We start from the raw sequence: 15446 nt of genomic DNA on the forward strand, positions 1-15446 counted from the left end.
GGCCTTCGCGTCCGTCACAGCAGCCACAGCGCGGCTAGCCCGAGGAACGCGAAAAAGCCGACGATATCCGTCACCGTCGTCACGAAGGCACCAGAGGCGAGCGCCGGATCCACGCCCATACGCTCCAGCACGATGGGCACCCCCGTCCCGGCCAGTCCCGCAACTACGAGGTTGATCACCATCGCGCAGCCGATCACCGCCCCCAACATGGGAGAGCCGAACCAGACCACGCCGACGATGCCCATCACGACGGCGAACAGCACGCCATTGATCAGCCCCACCAGAACCTCGCGCCGAATGACGCGCCAGACGTTTGATCCCGTCAGGTCGCGCGTCGCCAGCGCGCGCACGGCGACGGTCAGCGACTGCGTACCCGCGTTGCCGCCCATCGAGGCGACGATCGGCATCAGCACCGCCAGCGCCACGAGCGACGAGATCGTCCCCTCGAACAGCGAGATCACCATCGACGCCAGGATCGCTGTGCACAGGTTCACCGCAAGCCAGGGCGCGCGCTGCTTCGTCGTCTCGATCACGCGGTCCGACAGGCTGCCTTCACCGACACCGGCGAGGCGCAGAAGGTCTTCCTCGGCTTCTTCCTCCAGGAACGCCATCGCGTCGTCGATGGTGATGACGCCGACAATGCGGTCGTCGTCGTCCACGACGGGCGCCGTGATCATGTGGTAGTGGTTGATCGCCTGCGCGACTTCTTCCACGTCCTGTTCGACGTGGAAGGTGCGAAATGTGTCTTCCATGATGTCGCGCAGCCTGGTGTCGCGCGGATTGCTCAGCACGCGGCCCAGCGTGACATATCCCACGGCCTTCAGCCGCGGGTCGACCAGGATGATGTGATAGAACTGGTCCGGCAGAACCACGTCGGACCGCAGAAAATCGATGGCGTCACCGACGGTCCAGTGTTCCGGTGCCCGCACCAGCTCGACCTGCATGTGGCGGCCTGCGGATTCCTCGGGGTAGGACAGTGATTGTTCGACGACGACCCGGTCGCCGGGGTCGAGCGCGTCAAGCACCGCCTCCTGCTGTTCCACGTCCAGATATTCGACAAGGTCCACGACATCGTCGCTTTCCAGATCGCGCACCGCCTCGGCCAGTTCGGCGGGGGCCAGCGCCGAGATGATCTCTTCGCGGATGCGTTCGTCGAGTTCGGACAGGATCTCGCCGTCCATGCCGCCCTTCCACAGGGTCAGCAGTTCGCGCCGCTGGCGGGTGTCGATCAGCTCGATCAGGTGGGCGATGTCCGCGGGGTGAAGGGGGTCGAGCAGCGCTTCGATCTGCTCGACATTGCGGTCGTCGATGGCCTCCAGCACGTCCGAGACGACGCGGTCGGTGATGCCGAACACCTCGTCATCGTCATGCTGATCCGGGAGCGTGTCCTGGTCGGTCATGGCAGTCCCCCTTCGCGGCTTTTCGCGCAACATAGAGAAGCGGCGTCGCACCACAACAGGCTTGGCACCGATTGTAGGCCCCTGTCCGCCGGACTAGGGTGCGAGTATGGAAAAACATCTTCTTCTGGGCCAGACGCTGGCCTTCGACGGCTGCGCCCTGACCGACTGGCAGGCGGCGACGCGACATGACAGCGCGGGCGGGGTGCTGATCGCAGACGGGCGGATCGAGACCGTCGGCAACGGGTCCGCGCTGCGGGCGGCAAATCCCGAGGTACCGGTTACCGACTACGGTGATGCCCTGATCGGTGCCGGCTTTGTCGATGCGCACATGCACTATCCCCAGACCCCCATCGTGGCGAGCTGGGGCAAGCAGTTGATCGACTGGCTGAATACCTACACATTTTCTCAGGAAATGCGGCTGGCCGATCCCGCCTATGCCCGCGCCGTTGCCGACACGACGCTCGATCTGGCGCTGGCGCACGGGACGACGACACTGTGCAGCTTCTGCACAATCCATCCGGGCAGCGTGGATGCATGGTTCGGTGCAGCCGCAGCGCGTGGGATGGCCGTGGTCGGCGGCAAGACCTGCATGGACCGCAATGCACCCGACGGGCTGCGCGACACGGCGCAGGGTGCCTACGACGACAGCAAGGCGCTGTTGGATCGCTGGCACGGAAATGGCCGCGCGACCTATGCGATCACGCCGCGCTTTTCGCCGACCTCGACACCGGACCAGTTGGCCGCGCTGGGCGCGCTTTGGGCCGAACGGCCCGATGCGCTGATGCAGACCCACCTGTCAGAGCAAGTGCCGGAGATTGCCTGGGTCCGCGACCTTTTCCCGGGCGCGCGCGACTACCTCGACACCTACGAGGCGCATGGCTTGCTGGGCGCGCGCGGGCTGTACGGTCACGCGATCCATCTGGCCCCGCGCGAGGTCGACCGCCTGGCAGAGGTGGGGGCGGCGGTCGTGCATTGTCCGACGTCCAATACCTTCATCGGGTCCGGTCTGTTCGACATGGCCGGCCTTGCCGCGCGGCGAATTTCCATCGGCTTGGCCACGGATACCGGCGGGGGATCATCGTTTTCCATGCTGCGCACGATGGCTGCCGCCTACGAGATCGGGCAGTTGCGCGGCACCGCCCTTCACCCGGCGCAGCTGATGTGGCTCGCGACCGAAGGATCGGCCCGCGCCCTGCACATGGGCGGCAGCATCGGGCATCTGGGTGCCGGGGCCACGGCGGATATCACCGTGCTCGACCTTGCATCCACCCCCGCCATCGCGCAACGCGCCGCGCGGGCGAGCGATGTCTGGGAGGCGCTGTTCCCCACGATCATGATGGGCGACGACCGCGCCGTGCGCGACGTCTGGGTCGGCGGCCGCCGCGTCGTGACCTAGGCGGCGCAGGCCATCAGCAGAACGATCACCCAGACATCCGCTCCGCGCCCCGACAGGTCGACCGCATGACCGAAGCCGTAGTTGACATAGGCAGGATTCAGCAGGACCCGCCGCTGTTGCGGGTTCGACAGCCAGGCGGACAGCGCGGCCTGCGCGGTGGGGTAACCCTGGGAAATGACCTCTCCCGCGGTGCAGCCCGACACGCCGGCGGCCTTGATCCGCTGGCCCGCCCGGGCCCCGGTGGACAGCCCCATCATCAACTTGTCGCCCTGCGCCAGTTCAGCGGCATATTGCGCCGCGACCCGGTCGAGGGTGCCATTCGAGACGAGCGCCGATTGGCCGTTGTCCGCGCGCACCTCGTTCAGAGCAGCGTCCACCGCCGGGGACAGCGGTGCCGTTGCGCCAAGGCGCTGAACCGGCTCGTCCGTCACAGGGGCACCGGACGCGCTGAGCGGCACGATAAGGGGAACGGGCACAGGGACGCAGGCGGACAGCGCCAGCAGGGCCGACAGGATCAGGGCAGAGAAACGGGACATCATGGCAGGACCGATCACGAGGGAACAAGCCACCATAGACGCCAAAACCTTGCCGAACTGTCAACTGCAGAGTGCGCGGGCCAGACCGTTCTGCCGGGCGATCAGTGCCGCGATATCGACGGTCAGCATCCGCCCGTCGCCCACGATCTGTCGCCCTTCGACGAACAGTTCGCGCACGCGGACAGGCCCCGCCAGCACCAGCGCTGCCGCATCCCAGGACCCCGCGCTCTCGATCCCGGTGACGTCCCAGACCGCCAGATCGGCGCGTTTGCCCACCGCGATCTGGCCCAGATCGTCGCGACCCAGCACGGCGGCACCGCCGCGCGTCGCCAGTCGCAGTGCTGCGCGCGCGCTCATCTTGTCGGCCCCCAGACTGACGCGCTGCAACAGCATCGCCTGACGCGCCTCGGCGATCAAGTTGCCTGCGTCGTTGCTGGCCGACCCGTCGATGCCAAGTCCCACGTTCACCCCCGCATCCAGCATCGCCCGCACCGGCGCGATGCCGGACCCCAGCCGACAGTTGGAGCAGGGACAGTGGGCGACGCCGGTGCCGGACCGCGCGAACAGGTCGATCTCTGCCGCGTCGAGTTTCACGCAATGGGCGTGCCAGACGTCCGCGCCGGTCCAGCCCAGGTCTTCGGCGTATTGACCGGGCCGGCAGCCGAACTGGGCCAGCGCATAGGCCACGTCCTCGTCGTTTTCGGCCAGATGCGTGTGCAGCATCACGCCCTTGTCGCGGGCCAGCAAGGCCGCGTCGCGCATCAGGTCTCGGCTGACCGAGAATGGCGAACAGGGCGCGACGCCGACGCGGACCATCGCTCCTGGCCTGGGATCGTGAAAGGCGTCGATGACCCGGATGCAGTCGTTCAGAATTGCGTCCTCACGTTCGACTAGCGAATCGGGTGGGAGGCCACCACTGCTTTCTCCGATGCTCATGGCCCCGCGGGTGGGATGAAACCGCAGACCGATGTCCCCCGCCGCCGCGATGGTATCGTCCAGCCGCGCACCGTTCGGGAACAGGTACAGATGATCCGCCGTCAGTGTGCAACCCGACAGCGCCAGTTCGACCAGCCCCACCTGCGCCGAAACGAACATCTCTTCCGGTCCGAAACGCGACCAGATCGGATAGAGCGTGCGGAGCCAGCCGAACAGAAGGGCGTCCTGCCCGCCCGGGACGGCGCGGGTCAAGGTCTGATAAAGATGGTGGTGGGTGTTGATCAGGCCGGGCGTCACGACGCAGCCTGCGACGTTGTGGCTCGTGCCCGTGGTTGTCAGCCCCTGCCCCACGGCAGCGATCACGCCGTCGCGGATCAGGACATCGGCCCGCGCCAGTTCCGTTCCCGCGTCGTCCATCGTGACGACGACATCGGCACCGCGCAGCAGCGTTTCAGCCATCGATGGCGTCTTGCAGGATCTGAAGCGCGACGGCGTGAATGTCGCGGTTCGCTGCGGCGATGACGCGGCCGCCGTGATGCGCCGCCCCACCCTGCCAGTTTGACACGATGCCGCCCGCCGCCTGGATGACGCAGATCGGCGCGTGAACGTCGTAGGGTTGCAGCCCTGCCTCGATCACCAGATCGACCTGCCCCGCGGCCAGCAAGGCATAGCCATAGCAATCCATGCCATAGCGGGTCAGTTGCATCCGCTCTGACACTGCACGAAAGGCCCGCCCTTCAACCTTGGTCCCGACCTCGGGAAAGGTCGTCAGCATGATGGAGCTTTCCAGCGGGCGACTTTGCCGGGTCGCGAGCGGGTGGGTTCCATGCGGCCCCTGCACCTCTGCGATGCCGAACCCACCGATGAACCGCTCGCCGATGAAGGGTTGATCGATGAGGCCGAACAGCGGACCCGTCGCGTCGGCGACCGACACCAGGACACCCCAGGTCGGCGTGCCGCACAGATAGCCGCGCGTGCCGTCGATCGGGTCAAGCACCCAAGTCAGGCCGCTGGTGCCTGCCTGCACGCCCATCTCTTCGCCCAGGATTCCGTCGTCGGGGCGTTCACACGCGATGACGGCCCGCATAGCCGCTTCTGCCGCGCGGTCCGCAGCGGTCACCGGATCGAACAGGTCCTGCCCCTTGTTGTCGGCCTGGAGGCCGGGCGAGCGGAACAGGCGCAACGTTTCAGGACGAGCCGCGTCGGCGATCAGGTGCGCAACGCGGATCAGGTCCGCTTTCAGCGTATCGTCCAAAATGTCGGGTTCCCGATGTTACCGGATCGGCAGGTCGTCCTGTCGTGTGGTCACACTACCCGATGGACGTCGTGTTGCAAACGCCGCGTACGGCGGAAGTCGATCAACACCGATGCTACGTCAGGCCGCCTCGCTCAGCACACGGGCAAGGTCGAACAGACGACGACGCTGATGTTCCGGGATCGCATAGTAGGACCGCAGAAGATCAAGCGCTTCCTTGTCGGTCAGGATATCGCCCGGCAGTTCGCCCGCACGCACGGTAAGCTGGCTTTCCGCCTCGATCCCTTCAAAGAAAAATGACACCGGCACACCCAGCACATGCGCGATATCCCACAACCGGGACGCGCTGACACGGTTCATGCCGGTCTCGTATTTCTGGATCTGCTGAAACTTGATACCGACCGCTTCGGCAAGCTGTTGCTGGGTGGTGCCATTCATCCACCGCCGATGACGGATGCGCTTGCCGACGTGGACATCTACAGCGTGTTTCATCAATTCTTTCCTTGTTAACGGACTAGGTCCAATAAATTTGCGACCAAACCGGAGCGTCATGACCGGCGGTCGAAGTCTTCCTAAAGACGCCATAAAATAAGCTCCGGTAAACACGCAACGGTTGCAACGCGACGCCTAACCTTAAGGACAGGATCGTCGAACACAACTTGGCCAAAAGGTCAAAAATGACGCTACGTTAACCCTACGGGCGGCGGCCTTGACAAGATCGCCGCAAGATTGCGCCATTGCGGCCCGAAACCTTGCGAAAGACCAAACATCCCATGCGCGCATTTCAGGTCACCGTGTTCGACGCCCCGCCGCAGCTTGTCGACATCCCGACGCCAAACCCCGCACCGGGCGAGGTGGCGCTGCGCATCGCGGCGTGCGGGATCAACTTCGCCGACCTCCTGATGGCGCAGGGCAAATATCAGGATACCCCGAAACCGCCATTTACACTGGGTATGGAAGTTTGCGGGACCGTCATAGCACTGGGCGAGGGTGTCACCGACCCGGCTGTCGGCACCCGTGTCAGCGTGTTCGGCGGTCAGGGCGGCATGGCCGAGGTCGGCGTCTTTCCCGCACATCTGTGTCGCCCGGTGCCGGATGCCATGCCGGATACCGTCGCTGCCGGGTTTCAGGTGGCCTACGGCACGTCGCACCTTGCGTTGACGCGGCGCGCGCGGCTGAAGTCGGGCGAGACGCTTCTGGTGCTGGGTGCCGCGGGTGGCGTCGGACTGACCGCCGTCGAGATCGGCAAGGCCTTGGGCGCGACCGTGATCGCCGTGGCGCGGGGCGCTGACAAGTTGGCCGTGGCACGGGCAAAGGGTGCGGATCACCTCATCGATTCGGACGCGGGCGAACTGAAAGCGCAGCTCAAGTCGCTTGCAGGCCGGATTGGCGGCGTCGATGTCGTCTACGATCCCGTTGGCGGCGACGCCTTCAAGGCCGCCTTGTCAGTCTGCAACCGAGAAGCCCGCGTGGTCGTGATCGGTTTCGCCAGCGGTGACGTGCCGCAGGTGCCGGCGAATCTGTTGCTGGTCAAGAACATTGACCTGATCGGGTTCTACTGGGGCGGCTATCTGACGTTCGACCCGCAGGCCCTGACCGACAGCCTGGCGGACGTCATGCGCATGTATGCTGACGGTCACCTGACACCACATATCAGCGAGGTTCTGCCCTTGGACCGCGCGCAGGACGGGATGGACCTGATCGCCCGGCGTGCATCGACCGGAAAGGTCGTCGTCACGCCTTGATTGCAAGGTTCTGCAACAGACTGTGTCAACCTGTCGCGCCGACCATGCGGGACTTGAAACACGGGGGCAGTCTGCCAATATGTTACCCGAGCGCACCGCACGTTGCGCACCGCTTTAACAGGAGGTCTTGATGGCTGAGTATCAAACGATCCGGACCGCGGGCACCGTCCGTGGTGTCGCGATCGACGAAGGGCTCCGCGCCCATATGAACAAGGTCTACGGCATCATGTCCGTAGGCATGCTGATTACCGCTGCCGCAGCTTGGGCGATCTCTGGCCTTGCCCTGTCGCCTGTGCCGACCGGAGCGCAGATCGGCGCGAATACCTATCTGACCGAGTTCGGCGTGATGCTGTACACCAGCCCGCTGAAGTGGGTCGTCATGTTCGCCCCGCTGGCGATGGTCTTTGCAATGGGCGCGATGATCAACCGCCTGTCTGTCGCCGGTGCGCAGACGTTCTTCTACGCTTTCGCGGCGCTGATGGGTCTTTCGCTGTCGTGGATCTTTGCCGTTTATACCGGCTTCTCGATCATTCAGGTCTTCCTGATCACGGCCGTGTCTTTCGCGGGTCTGTCGCTTTACGGCTACACGACCAAGAAGGACATCAGCGGCTGGGGCAGCTTCCTGATCATGGGCGTGATCGGCCTGATCGTCGCCTCGATCGTGAACATCTTCCTCGGTTCGCCTGTCGTGCAACTCGCGATCTCGGCCATCGGCGTGCTGATCTTCGCCGGCCTGACCGCCTACGACACGCAGAAGATCAAGACCGACTACATCGCGCATGCCGCACAGGGCGATGCAGAGTGGCTGGGCAAGTCGGCGATCATGGGGGCGCTGAACCTCTACCTCGACTTCATCAACATGTTCATGTTCCTGCTGCACATTTTCGGCAATCGCGAATAAACTGCGGTCCGAGACTGAAGAATGAAAGGCCGGTCCAAGCGACCGGCCTTTTTTGTTGTCCCGATGGACGTATAAGGGCCGTGTCCGGTGCCCAACGCCGTTCGATGCGGATGGAACCCAGACGATGACCGCAACGGCCCTTGCCCGCAAAGCCGACCTGACCGGCAGCGTGTTCATGATACTGGCGATGGCGCTTTTTGCCGTCGAGGATGCCTTCATCAAGACGGCCGCGCTGACCCTGCCGATCGGCCAGATCCTGATCCTGTTCGGCGCGGGCGGAGCCGTGGTCTTTGCCGTTCTGGCGCGGGCCAACGGCTGCCCGCTATACGTGCCGGACGTGCTGTCGGGCCCCATGCGGATCCGCGCCCTGTTCGAGGTGACGGGACGCCTGTTCTACACCCTCGCCATCGCGATGATCCCGCTGTCGGCAGCGACCGTGATCCTGCAAGCCACGCCGCTGGTCGTCGTGGCCGGTGCTGCGGTCCTGTTCAAGGAGCGTGTCGACTGGCGACGCTGGACCGCCATCCTGCTCGGCCTCATGGGCGTCATGATCATCGTGAAACCGGGGACCGATGCGTTCTCGGTCCTGTCGCTGCTCGCGGTCGCCGGGATGATCGGATTCGCGGGACGCGACCTTGCCAGCCGCGCGACCCCTGCAACCATCAATACGCTGCTGCTTGGGTTCTACGGCTTTTGCGCGGTCATCGTGGCCGGTGTCGGCTATGCCGTCTGGGAGGGAGCGGCATTCGCTCGTCCCACACCCCTTGCCGCCGTCTGCCTGCTGGGGGCCGTCACCGCCGGGACCGTCGCCTATGCCAGCCTGATGAAGGCCATGCGTTCCGGTGATGTGTCGGCGGTCACCCCGTTCCGCTACACCCGGCTGCTGTTCGGCATCGGGATTGGGTTCGTACTGTTCGGAGAACGGCCGGATCTGGCGACATGGATCGGGTCAGGCCTGATCGTGCTGTCGGGCCTGTTCATCATGTGGCGGGGCAAGCGCCGCGCCACCCTTTGAACGCCAAAAGGCCCCGCAAATGCGAGGCCTTTCAATCCGTCAGGTCAGGCGATCAATTACTTGATCTTGCCTTCCTTGTATTCCACGTGCTTGCGCACGACGGGATCGTATTTCTTGATGACCATCTTTTCGGTCATGGTGCGGGCGTTCTTCTTGGTGACGTAGAAATGCCCGGTGCCCGCGCTGGAGTTCAGGCGGATCTTGATGGTGGTTGGCTTCGCCATGTGTCTTCTCCTGTTCGCGGCGCGGATTGCGTGCTGCGCATCAAATCTCTTGAAGTCTGCCTTCTAACCGGCGGCGGCCCCGAGTCAACCACAAAAGGCTGTGCGCGGGGCGGTCATGTGCGGATGACCTGTAAGCCGGATTCTGTCCCCCGCATCGCTGCAGATGGACGATCATTCATCTGAAGCCGCCGTTGCCGACGACCCTCTAGCTGCCAACCCGGGCCTTTCGGGTCAGGCGTCCCTGCCGGGATATCCCGTTGCCAGGATCACACCGGCGCAAGGCCCCTATTTGGCATTGCTCCCGGTGGGGCTTGCCATGCCGCTCCTGTTGCCAGTCGCGCGGTGGGCTCTTACCCCACCGTTTCACCTTTACCCTGCACGCAAGGTAGTCTCTTCTCTGTGGCGCTTTCCCTGGGGTTGCCCCCGCCGGGCGTTACCCGGCACCGTTGCCGTCCTGGAGTCCGGACTTTCCTCGAAGGTTGCCCTCCGCGACCGTCCAGCCATCCGCACGGATGTGCGCCTAAGCGGTGGCGGTGTCTGCGTCAACGGGAAAGCGTGCGGCAAGGTCGGCGATCAACGCCATGTCGTCGGGGCTTACCGGCCCGGCGGCGCGGGGACGGAACCGCAGGCGAAAGGCGGCCAGCAAGATCTCGTCAGTGACATCGGCCGTGTAGCCGGCCCGTGCGGCCAGACCGCGGAACTGCACCGTATCAGGCGGAACTGCCACCGGCTGTGGCCAGACCGACAGGCCCAACCGCGCCAGCCGTTGCCAGTCGAACCGTACGCCCGGATCGATCTTGCGCCCCGGTGCCATGTCGGAATGACCGATGATGCGCTCGGGCCGGATCGTCCAGCGATCCTTGATGGCAGCCAGCAGGTCGCACAGCGCGTCCATCTGCGCCGCAGCAAAGGGGCAGGTGCCGGGGTTCGCAAGCTCGATCCCGATGGACCGGCTGTTCACGTCGGTCACGCCCCCCCAGCGCCCTGCCCCCCCATGCCAGGCGCGCATGTCCTCGGGCACAAGGCAGTGAACAGTGCCATCCTCTGCGATCAGGTAGTGGGCCGACACCTGCGTGTCGGGATTGCACAACGTGTTGCAGGCCGCTGTGGCGCTGGTCATAGCGGTGTAATGGATCACCACCATGTCGGGCCGCTGCCCGTCGCGACGCGGCCCGTGGTTGGGCGAGGTGCGATCGCTGCGGATCAGTTGCCGGCCGCCAGCAAAAACGGTGCCGGGTCCCAGCCACAGGCAAAACCGTCACCGTCGGGATCAAGACCGCGCGAGTCCTTCTCTGGTCCGCCCCGCGCGAGGAAGTCCCGCTGCGCGGCGTCCGGCGAATTGTAGGTCGCGCAGTTGCGCTGGAACTTGCCCTGCGTCGCGAAGATCGACCGCGAATACCACTCCTGCCCCAGCCGGTTCGGGGCGCTGATCGCGTACTGCACGATGTTCGGGCCGGTATCGGCCGGGCGGTCCGGCAAGGCGCTCGGCATCACGACCTGACGGGCGGCGGCCTGCTGCGCGCGGCGTTGTGCGTCGCTCTCGATCGTTTCGCGGTTCGACACCGCCTCGAACGACTGTTCGTCCGACAGGCCGGTGTTGTTCGTCGCGGGCGGGGCGGCGGCGATGGGTTGCTGCATCGCCTGATCCTGCGCCAAACCGACGGGCGCGCCGATGCCCAGCGCCGCCAATTCGGACGACTCGACCGCACGGCCGTTTTGGCCCGCGTCGGTCATTGGTGGCAGCGCCGATGCCGCCAGCGGTGTGGGTGCCGCGAAGGTGGTCGTCGTGCTCGCCGACAATTGCGCATCGCGCGCGGACGCGGCCTGCGGGGCCACCGCGGCACGGCCACTGTCCGGCACCTGCTGCGTGCAGGCGCCCAGCGCAAGAATGGTCACGACGGCAAGCGAACGGATCACGGCGAGGCCCCAGTCAAATCTTCGATCGCGGTGGTCTTACCACCAGCGATCCGGTTTGGCGACAAATCCTGCCGCACGTTCCAGTGAATATGCGACGTTAAGCAGATCGCCCTCCTCCCACGGTCGCCCGATCAGTTGCAGACCCAACGGCAGGCCTTTGGCATCGACACCCGTGGGCACAGCGATGCCCGGCAATCCTGCAAGGTTTACAGTGACGGTAAACACGTCGTTCAGATACATCTTGATCGGGTCCGCATCCGCCATCTCGCCCAGCCCGAAGGCGGCAGAGGGGGTCGCGGGCGTCAGGATTGCGTCCACGCCTTCGGCAAAGACCTGATCGAAGTCGCGTTTGATCAGCGCACGGACCTTGCGGGCGCGGTTGTAGTAGGCGTCGTAGAAGCCCGCCGACAGCACGTAAGTGCCGACCATGACGCGGCGCTGCACTTCCGGCCCGAAGCCTTCGGCGCGGCTCTTCTCATACATCTCGGTGATGCCGTCGCCTTGGGCCAGTCTGGCCCGGTGCCCGAACCGCACGCCATCATAGCGGGCCAGGTTGGACGACGCTTCGGCCGGGGCGATCACATAGTAGGCGGGCAGCGCGTATTTCGTATGCGGCAGGCTGATGTCGCGAATTTCGGCACCGGCATCGCGCAACATGGCGGTGCCGTCATGCCACAGCGTCTCGATCTCGGCCGGCATGCCGTCCATGCGGTATTCCCTGGGGATACCGATGACCTTGCCCCGGATGTCGCCGGTCAGGGCCGCCTCGAAATCGGGCACGGGAATGTTGGCGCTGGTGCTGTCCTTGGCGTCGAATCCGGCCATGGCCCGCAGCATGATCGCGGCGTCGCGCACATCCTTGGTCATCGGCCCCGCCTGATCGAGGCTGGACGCGAAGGCCACTATGCCCCAGCGGCTGACACGGCCGTATGTTGGCTTGATCCCCGTGATCCCGGTAAAGGCGGCCGGCTGGCGGATCGACCCGCCCGTGTCGGTGCCGGTCGCACCCAGGCACAGGTCGGCGGCGACGGCCGCGGCAGACCCACCCGACGACCCACCCGGCGTCAACTTGCGGTCGTCGACCTTCCAAGGGTTCACTGCATCGCCGTAGACGGAGGTTTCATTAGACGAACCCATGGCGAATTCGTCCATGTTCAGCTTGCCCAGCATCACGGCACCCGCGTCGAATAACTGCGTCGTGACGGTGGATTCGTATTCCGGCCTGAAGCCTTCGAGGATGCGGCTGGCGGCCTGGCTGGCCACGCCCTTCGTGCAGAACAGATCCTTGATCCCAAGGGGGATACCGCACAAATCCGGCGTGTCGCCGGCCTTCAGACGCAGATCCGCCGCCGATGCTTGGCTTTTTGCAATCTCGGGCGTCTTGTGGACGAAGGCGTTCAACGCATCCGCCGCATCGATGGCGGTCAGGCAGGCCTCTGTCAGCTCTGCGCTGGTAACGTCGCCCTTACGCAGAGCGTCACGGGCGGCGGCTATCGTCAGTTTCGTCAGATCGGACATCATTCCACCACTTTCGGCACGGCAAAGAACCCCTCGCGGGCATCGGGGGCATTGGCAAGAACGGCCTTCTGCTGATTGCCGTCCGTGACCACGTCGTCGCGGCGATAGAGGCGTTGCGGCGTCACGCTGGTCATCGGCTCGATCCCGTCGACATCCACTTCGTTCAACTGCTCGATGAAACCCAGAATCGCGCTGAATTCCTGCGCCAGCGCCGGCAGGGCGTCATCCTCGACCTTGATCCGGGCGAGCTTCGCCACGCGGCGGGCGGTGTCTGTGTCGATGGCCATGCGAGCTCCGAAATCAGGTTGCGGGCGAGTTGGCCCCGCATTTACCCCGCACGCGCGTCCGCTACAACACCTGTCCGGGATCGTGCAGGCGACGCCTGGCGATCGGCCCTGCCCGCCGACCAGGGCAGATGTCGTGAATATCGCGGGACACGCCAGGTTTTTGCCCTAGAACCGGGATCAGCGGGGGCTGTCCATCCGGCCTCTTTTCGTTGAGGAGAAAACCATGAACATCATCTGGCTGGGCCACGCCAGCTTTCGGATCGAGATCGAGGACGCCGTCCTGCTGATCGACCCCTGGCTGGACGGCAATCCGTCCTTTCCGTCCGACCGCCGCGACGCCGCGCTGACGGGGGCCACCCACGTCGTGCTGACCCACGGCCACGGCGACCACGCAGCGAACGCCGGTGCCATCCTTCGTGACACCGGGGCCGTGCTGGTCGGCATTCCGGAACTTTGCGCCTTGCTGGGCGGAGACGGGGTCGAGACGGTCGAATTCAACAAGGGCGGCACCGTCGATCTGAACGGCGCACGGGTCACGATGGTCAATGCAGTGCATTCGTCGTCCATCGGCACCGAGAACGGTCCGCGCTATGCCGGGCACGAGGCCGGCTACATGATCGCGGGCGAAGGCCACACGATCTATCTCTCCGGCGACACGGACATCATGGCTGACATGGAGTGGATGGGCGATCTGCACAAACCCGACATCGGCATCCTGTGCGCCGGCGGCCACTACACGATGGACATGGCCCGCGCGGCCTATGCGGCCAAGCGCTATTTCGATTTTGCAACCGTGATCCCCTGTCACTACAAGACTTTCCCCGCTCTGGCGCAGGACGCGCAGGTGCTGATCGACGGGCTGCCGGGTGTGGACGTGCGGACGCCGGAGGTGATGGAAGCGGTGCACTTCTGAAGCGGCGATGTCGGCGGCGTCCTCAGCGGCGCTGCGCGAAGAAGTCCTTCAGCAGCGCTTCCGATGCGGTGGCATCGATGCCGTCGTAGACTTGTGGCACATGGTGGCACTGGGGATGCGCAAAAATGCGCGGCCCCTGTGACACGCCGCCCGACTTGGGGTCTGCGGCCCCATAATAAAGCCGCGCAATGCGGGCGTTCGATATGGCAGCGGCGCACATCGGGCAGGGTTCAAGCGTGACGTAAAGATCGCAACCGGTCAGCCGTTCCTGCCCCAAGGCCGCGCAAGCCGCCCGGATCGCGAGCATTTCCGCGTGCGCCGTCGGATCGTTCATCGCACGCGTGCGGTTGCCCGCCTGCGCCAGCACGCCTTGCGGTCCCACAATAACCGCACCGACCGGCACCTCGCCTCGCTCGCCAGCGGCGCGGGCCTCGTCCAAGGCGATCGTCATGTAGCTGCGGAATGTCATGGCCCCGTCATGCCCGGCCCGGCCCCGCTCTGGCAAGACCCCGCGAAAGCGGCTAAGCGGGTGGGATGACCGATACCCCTCCCGAAGGCGACCGAATCGCCAAAGTCCTGTCCCGCGCCGGCATCGCATCGCGCCGCGATGCGGAACGCATGATCGAAGAAGGCCGCGTGTCGGTGAATGGCAAGACCATCACCAGCCCCGCGCTGAACGTGACGGAGCGTGACCGCATCGTCGTGGACGGCAAGCTGGTGGGCCAGCCAGAGGCCGCGCGCCTGTGGCTGTATCACAAGCCTGCGGGCCTCGTGACCTCGGCCCGGGACGAAAAGGACCGCGAGACGGTGTTTGACGCGTTGCCCGAGGACATGCCGCGCGTGATGTCCGTGGGGCGGCTCGACATCAACTCCGAAGGGTTGCTGCTGCTGACCAACGACGGCGGCATCAAGCGGCGGCTGGAACTGCCGTCGACCGGCTGGCTGCGCCGCTACCGCGTGCGGATCAACGGGTCGGTGTCCGAGGCGCGGCTGGACGAACTGCGCAAGGGGATCACGGTCGAAGGCGTGAGATACCAGCCGATGATCGTGACCTTCGACCGCCAGCAGGGCGCGAACGCCTGGCTGACCATCAGCATCCGCGAAGGCAAGAACCGCGAGATCCGGCGCGCAATGGAGGCGGTGAACTCCACCGTGAACCGGCTGATCCGCGTCAGCTACGGCCCTTTCCAACTGGGCAAGCTGGAGGCGGGTGCCGTGGAAGAAGTGAAGGGTCGCGTGCTGCGCGAGCAGTTGGGCCTCGAGATTCCGGCCCCGCAAAAGGCGAAGGTGCGCAAGCCGCTGACCCGCGTCATGAAATCCGAGGGCGGAGGTCCCGATGGTGCCCGCAAGGCTGGCGCAAGGCCGGGCGCACCCCGGCGCACCTCGCGCTGACCGGCGCGATT

The 15446-nt window shown here is 65.3% G+C and carries 17 protein-coding genes and 1 other RNA gene; 6 read left to right on the top strand and 12 right to left on the bottom strand.

Annotation, left to right across the window (positions count from 1 at the left end; translation table 11 throughout):
• Positions 1 to 14: 14 nt before the first annotated feature.
• Entirely contained in the window at positions 15 to 1400 is a 1386-nt protein-coding gene (gene mgtE / locus ACOI1H_RS02535) for a magnesium transporter (RefSeq protein ID WP_422435149.1), read from the bottom strand.
• Positions 1401 to 1506: 106 nt separating this feature from the next.
• Between mgtE and guaD the strand changes: the two genes are divergently transcribed.
• On the top strand, positions 1507 to 2796 hold the full coding sequence (gene guaD / locus ACOI1H_RS02540; protein WP_422435150.1) for a guanine deaminase: 1290 nt from the start codon (positions 1507 to 1509) through the stop codon (positions 2794 to 2796).
• Here guaD and ACOI1H_RS02545 read toward each other — a convergent pair.
• The 4 genes from ACOI1H_RS02545 to ACOI1H_RS02560 form a co-directional block, all read right to left on the bottom strand.
• Positions 2793 to 3335 carry a CAP domain-containing protein gene (locus ACOI1H_RS02545; protein WP_422435151.1) on the bottom strand — a complete coding sequence of 181 codons (543 nt, stop codon included), beginning with the start codon at positions 3333 to 3335 and terminating at the stop codon, positions 2793 to 2795. The genes guaD and ACOI1H_RS02545 overlap by 4 nt on opposite strands.
• A 57-nt stretch (positions 3336 to 3392) precedes the next feature.
• The gene (locus tag ACOI1H_RS02550) at positions 3393 to 4727 is read right to left on the bottom strand and encodes an 8-oxoguanine deaminase (protein ID WP_422435152.1); all 1335 of its coding nucleotides are present in this window, start codon (positions 4725 to 4727) and stop codon (positions 3393 to 3395) included.
• A complete protein-coding gene (locus ACOI1H_RS02555; RefSeq protein ID WP_422435153.1) occupies positions 4720 to 5523 on the bottom strand; it encodes an inositol monophosphatase family protein in 804 nt (267 codons plus the stop codon). The genes ACOI1H_RS02550 and ACOI1H_RS02555 overlap by 8 nt, the downstream gene beginning before the upstream one ends.
• 120 nt (positions 5524 to 5643) lie before the next feature.
• Positions 5644 to 6015, bottom strand: a complete 372-nt coding sequence (locus ACOI1H_RS02560) for a helix-turn-helix domain-containing protein (RefSeq protein WP_422435154.1) — start codon at positions 6013 to 6015, stop codon at positions 5644 to 5646.
• A 281-nt stretch (positions 6016 to 6296) separates the two neighbouring features.
• Here ACOI1H_RS02560 and ACOI1H_RS02565 point away from each other — a divergent pair, with 281 nt between their 5' ends.
• The 3 genes from ACOI1H_RS02565 to ACOI1H_RS02575 all read left to right on the top strand — a co-directional run bounded on the left by ACOI1H_RS02565 (position 6297) and on the right by ACOI1H_RS02575 (position 9184).
• Complete coding sequence (locus tag ACOI1H_RS02565) at positions 6297 to 7268, top strand: NADPH:quinone oxidoreductase family protein (RefSeq protein ID WP_422435155.1); 972 nt, start codon at positions 6297 to 6299, stop codon at positions 7266 to 7268.
• Positions 7269 to 7398: 130 nt separating this feature from the next.
• On the top strand, positions 7399 to 8169 hold the full coding sequence (locus ACOI1H_RS02570) for a Bax inhibitor-1/YccA family protein (RefSeq protein ID WP_422435156.1): 771 nt from the start codon (positions 7399 to 7401) through the stop codon (positions 8167 to 8169).
• A gap of 124 nt (positions 8170 to 8293) precedes the next feature.
• On the top strand, positions 8294 to 9184 hold the full coding sequence (locus ACOI1H_RS02575) for a DMT family transporter (protein WP_422435157.1): 891 nt from the start codon (positions 8294 to 8296) through the stop codon (positions 9182 to 9184).
• Between the two features lie 56 nt (positions 9185 to 9240).
• Here ACOI1H_RS02575 and rpmG read toward each other — a convergent pair whose 3' ends face one another.
• From rpmG to gatC, 6 genes are all read right to left on the bottom strand, one after another.
• Positions 9241 to 9408 carry a 50S ribosomal protein L33 gene (gene rpmG, locus ACOI1H_RS02580; protein ID WP_072857731.1) on the bottom strand — a complete coding sequence of 56 codons (168 nt, stop codon included), beginning with the start codon at positions 9406 to 9408 and terminating at the stop codon, positions 9241 to 9243.
• 115 nt (positions 9409 to 9523) lie between these two features.
• Positions 9524 to 9916, bottom strand: an RNA gene (gene rnpB, locus ACOI1H_RS02585) — RNase P RNA component class A.
• 12 nt (positions 9917 to 9928) lie between these two features.
• Entirely contained in the window at positions 9929 to 10552 is a 624-nt protein-coding gene (locus ACOI1H_RS02590; RefSeq protein ID WP_422435158.1) for an N-acetylmuramoyl-L-alanine amidase, read from the bottom strand.
• 59 nt (positions 10553 to 10611) lie between these two features.
• Complete coding sequence (locus ACOI1H_RS02595) at positions 10612 to 11325, bottom strand: hypothetical protein (protein ID WP_422435159.1); 714 nt, start codon at positions 11323 to 11325, stop codon at positions 10612 to 10614.
• 36 nt (positions 11326 to 11361) lie between these two features.
• On the bottom strand, positions 11362 to 12843 hold the full coding sequence (gene gatA / locus ACOI1H_RS02600) for an Asp-tRNA(Asn)/Glu-tRNA(Gln) amidotransferase subunit GatA (protein WP_422435200.1): 1482 nt from the start codon (positions 12841 to 12843) through the stop codon (positions 11362 to 11364).
• The gene (gatC, locus tag ACOI1H_RS02605; RefSeq protein WP_422435160.1) at positions 12843 to 13130 is read right to left on the bottom strand and encodes an Asp-tRNA(Asn)/Glu-tRNA(Gln) amidotransferase subunit GatC; all 288 of its coding nucleotides are present in this window, start codon (positions 13128 to 13130) and stop codon (positions 12843 to 12845) included. Before gatC ends, gatA begins: the two co-directional genes overlap by 1 nt.
• Before the next feature lie 223 nt (positions 13131 to 13353).
• Between gatC and ACOI1H_RS02610 the strand changes: the two genes are divergently transcribed.
• Positions 13354 to 14043: a metal-dependent hydrolase gene (locus tag ACOI1H_RS02610; protein WP_422435161.1), complete on the top strand. Its 690-nt coding sequence runs from the start codon at positions 13354 to 13356 to the stop codon at positions 14041 to 14043.
• A gap of 22 nt (positions 14044 to 14065) precedes the next feature.
• Here the strand turns inward: ACOI1H_RS02610 and ACOI1H_RS02615 are convergent, their stop codons facing one another.
• Positions 14066 to 14512, bottom strand: a complete 447-nt coding sequence (locus ACOI1H_RS02615; protein WP_422435162.1) for a nucleoside deaminase — start codon at positions 14510 to 14512, stop codon at positions 14066 to 14068.
• 65 nt (positions 14513 to 14577) lie between these two features.
• Here ACOI1H_RS02615 and ACOI1H_RS02620 point away from each other — a divergent pair, with 65 nt between their 5' ends.
• Complete coding sequence (locus tag ACOI1H_RS02620; protein ID WP_422435163.1) at positions 14578 to 15435, top strand: pseudouridine synthase; 858 nt, start codon at positions 14578 to 14580, stop codon at positions 15433 to 15435.
• The last annotated feature ends 11 nt before the right edge of the window (positions 15436 to 15446 follow it).

This window comes from Loktanella sp. DJP18 (genome assembly GCF_049310965.1).
In the GTDB taxonomy this organism is placed as follows: domain Bacteria; phylum Pseudomonadota; class Alphaproteobacteria; order Rhodobacterales; family Rhodobacteraceae; genus Loktanella.

Coding starts and splice junctions, on each gene's coding strand:
- ACOI1H_RS02590 (WP_422435158.1), bottom strand. CDS start 10,552: ATGGTGGTGATCCATTACACCGCTATGACCAGCGCCACAGCGGCCTGC.
- ACOI1H_RS02550 (WP_422435152.1), bottom strand. CDS start 4,727: ATGGCTGAAACGCTGCTGCGCGGTGCCGATGTCGTCGTCACGATGGAC.
- guaD (WP_422435150.1), top strand. CDS start 1,507: ATGGAAAAACATCTTCTTCTGGGCCAGACGCTGGCCTTCGACGGCTGC.
- ACOI1H_RS02560 (WP_422435154.1), bottom strand. CDS start 6,015: ATGAAACACGCTGTAGATGTCCACGTCGGCAAGCGCATCCGTCATCGG.
- ACOI1H_RS02620 (WP_422435163.1), top strand. CDS start 14,578: ATGACCGATACCCCTCCCGAAGGCGACCGAATCGCCAAAGTCCTGTCC.
- ACOI1H_RS02575 (WP_422435157.1), top strand. CDS start 8,294: ATGACCGCAACGGCCCTTGCCCGCAAAGCCGACCTGACCGGCAGCGTG.
- gatC (WP_422435160.1), bottom strand. CDS start 13,130: ATGGCCATCGACACAGACACCGCCCGCCGCGTGGCGAAGCTCGCCCGG.
- ACOI1H_RS02565 (WP_422435155.1), top strand. CDS start 6,297: ATGCGCGCATTTCAGGTCACCGTGTTCGACGCCCCGCCGCAGCTTGTC.
- mgtE (WP_422435149.1), bottom strand. CDS start 1,400: ATGACCGACCAGGACACGCTCCCGGATCAGCATGACGATGACGAGGTG.
- gatA (WP_422435200.1), bottom strand. CDS start 12,843: ATGTCCGATCTGACGAAACTGACGATAGCCGCCGCCCGTGACGCTCTG.
- ACOI1H_RS02570 (WP_422435156.1), top strand. CDS start 7,399: ATGGCTGAGTATCAAACGATCCGGACCGCGGGCACCGTCCGTGGTGTC.
- ACOI1H_RS02615 (WP_422435162.1), bottom strand. CDS start 14,512: ATGACATTCCGCAGCTACATGACGATCGCCTTGGACGAGGCCCGCGCC.
- ACOI1H_RS02545 (WP_422435151.1), bottom strand. CDS start 3,335: ATGATGTCCCGTTTCTCTGCCCTGATCCTGTCGGCCCTGCTGGCGCTG.
- ACOI1H_RS02610 (WP_422435161.1), top strand. CDS start 13,354: ATGAACATCATCTGGCTGGGCCACGCCAGCTTTCGGATCGAGATCGAG.
- rpmG (WP_072857731.1), bottom strand. CDS start 9,408: ATGGCGAAGCCAACCACCATCAAGATCCGCCTGAACTCCAGCGCGGGC.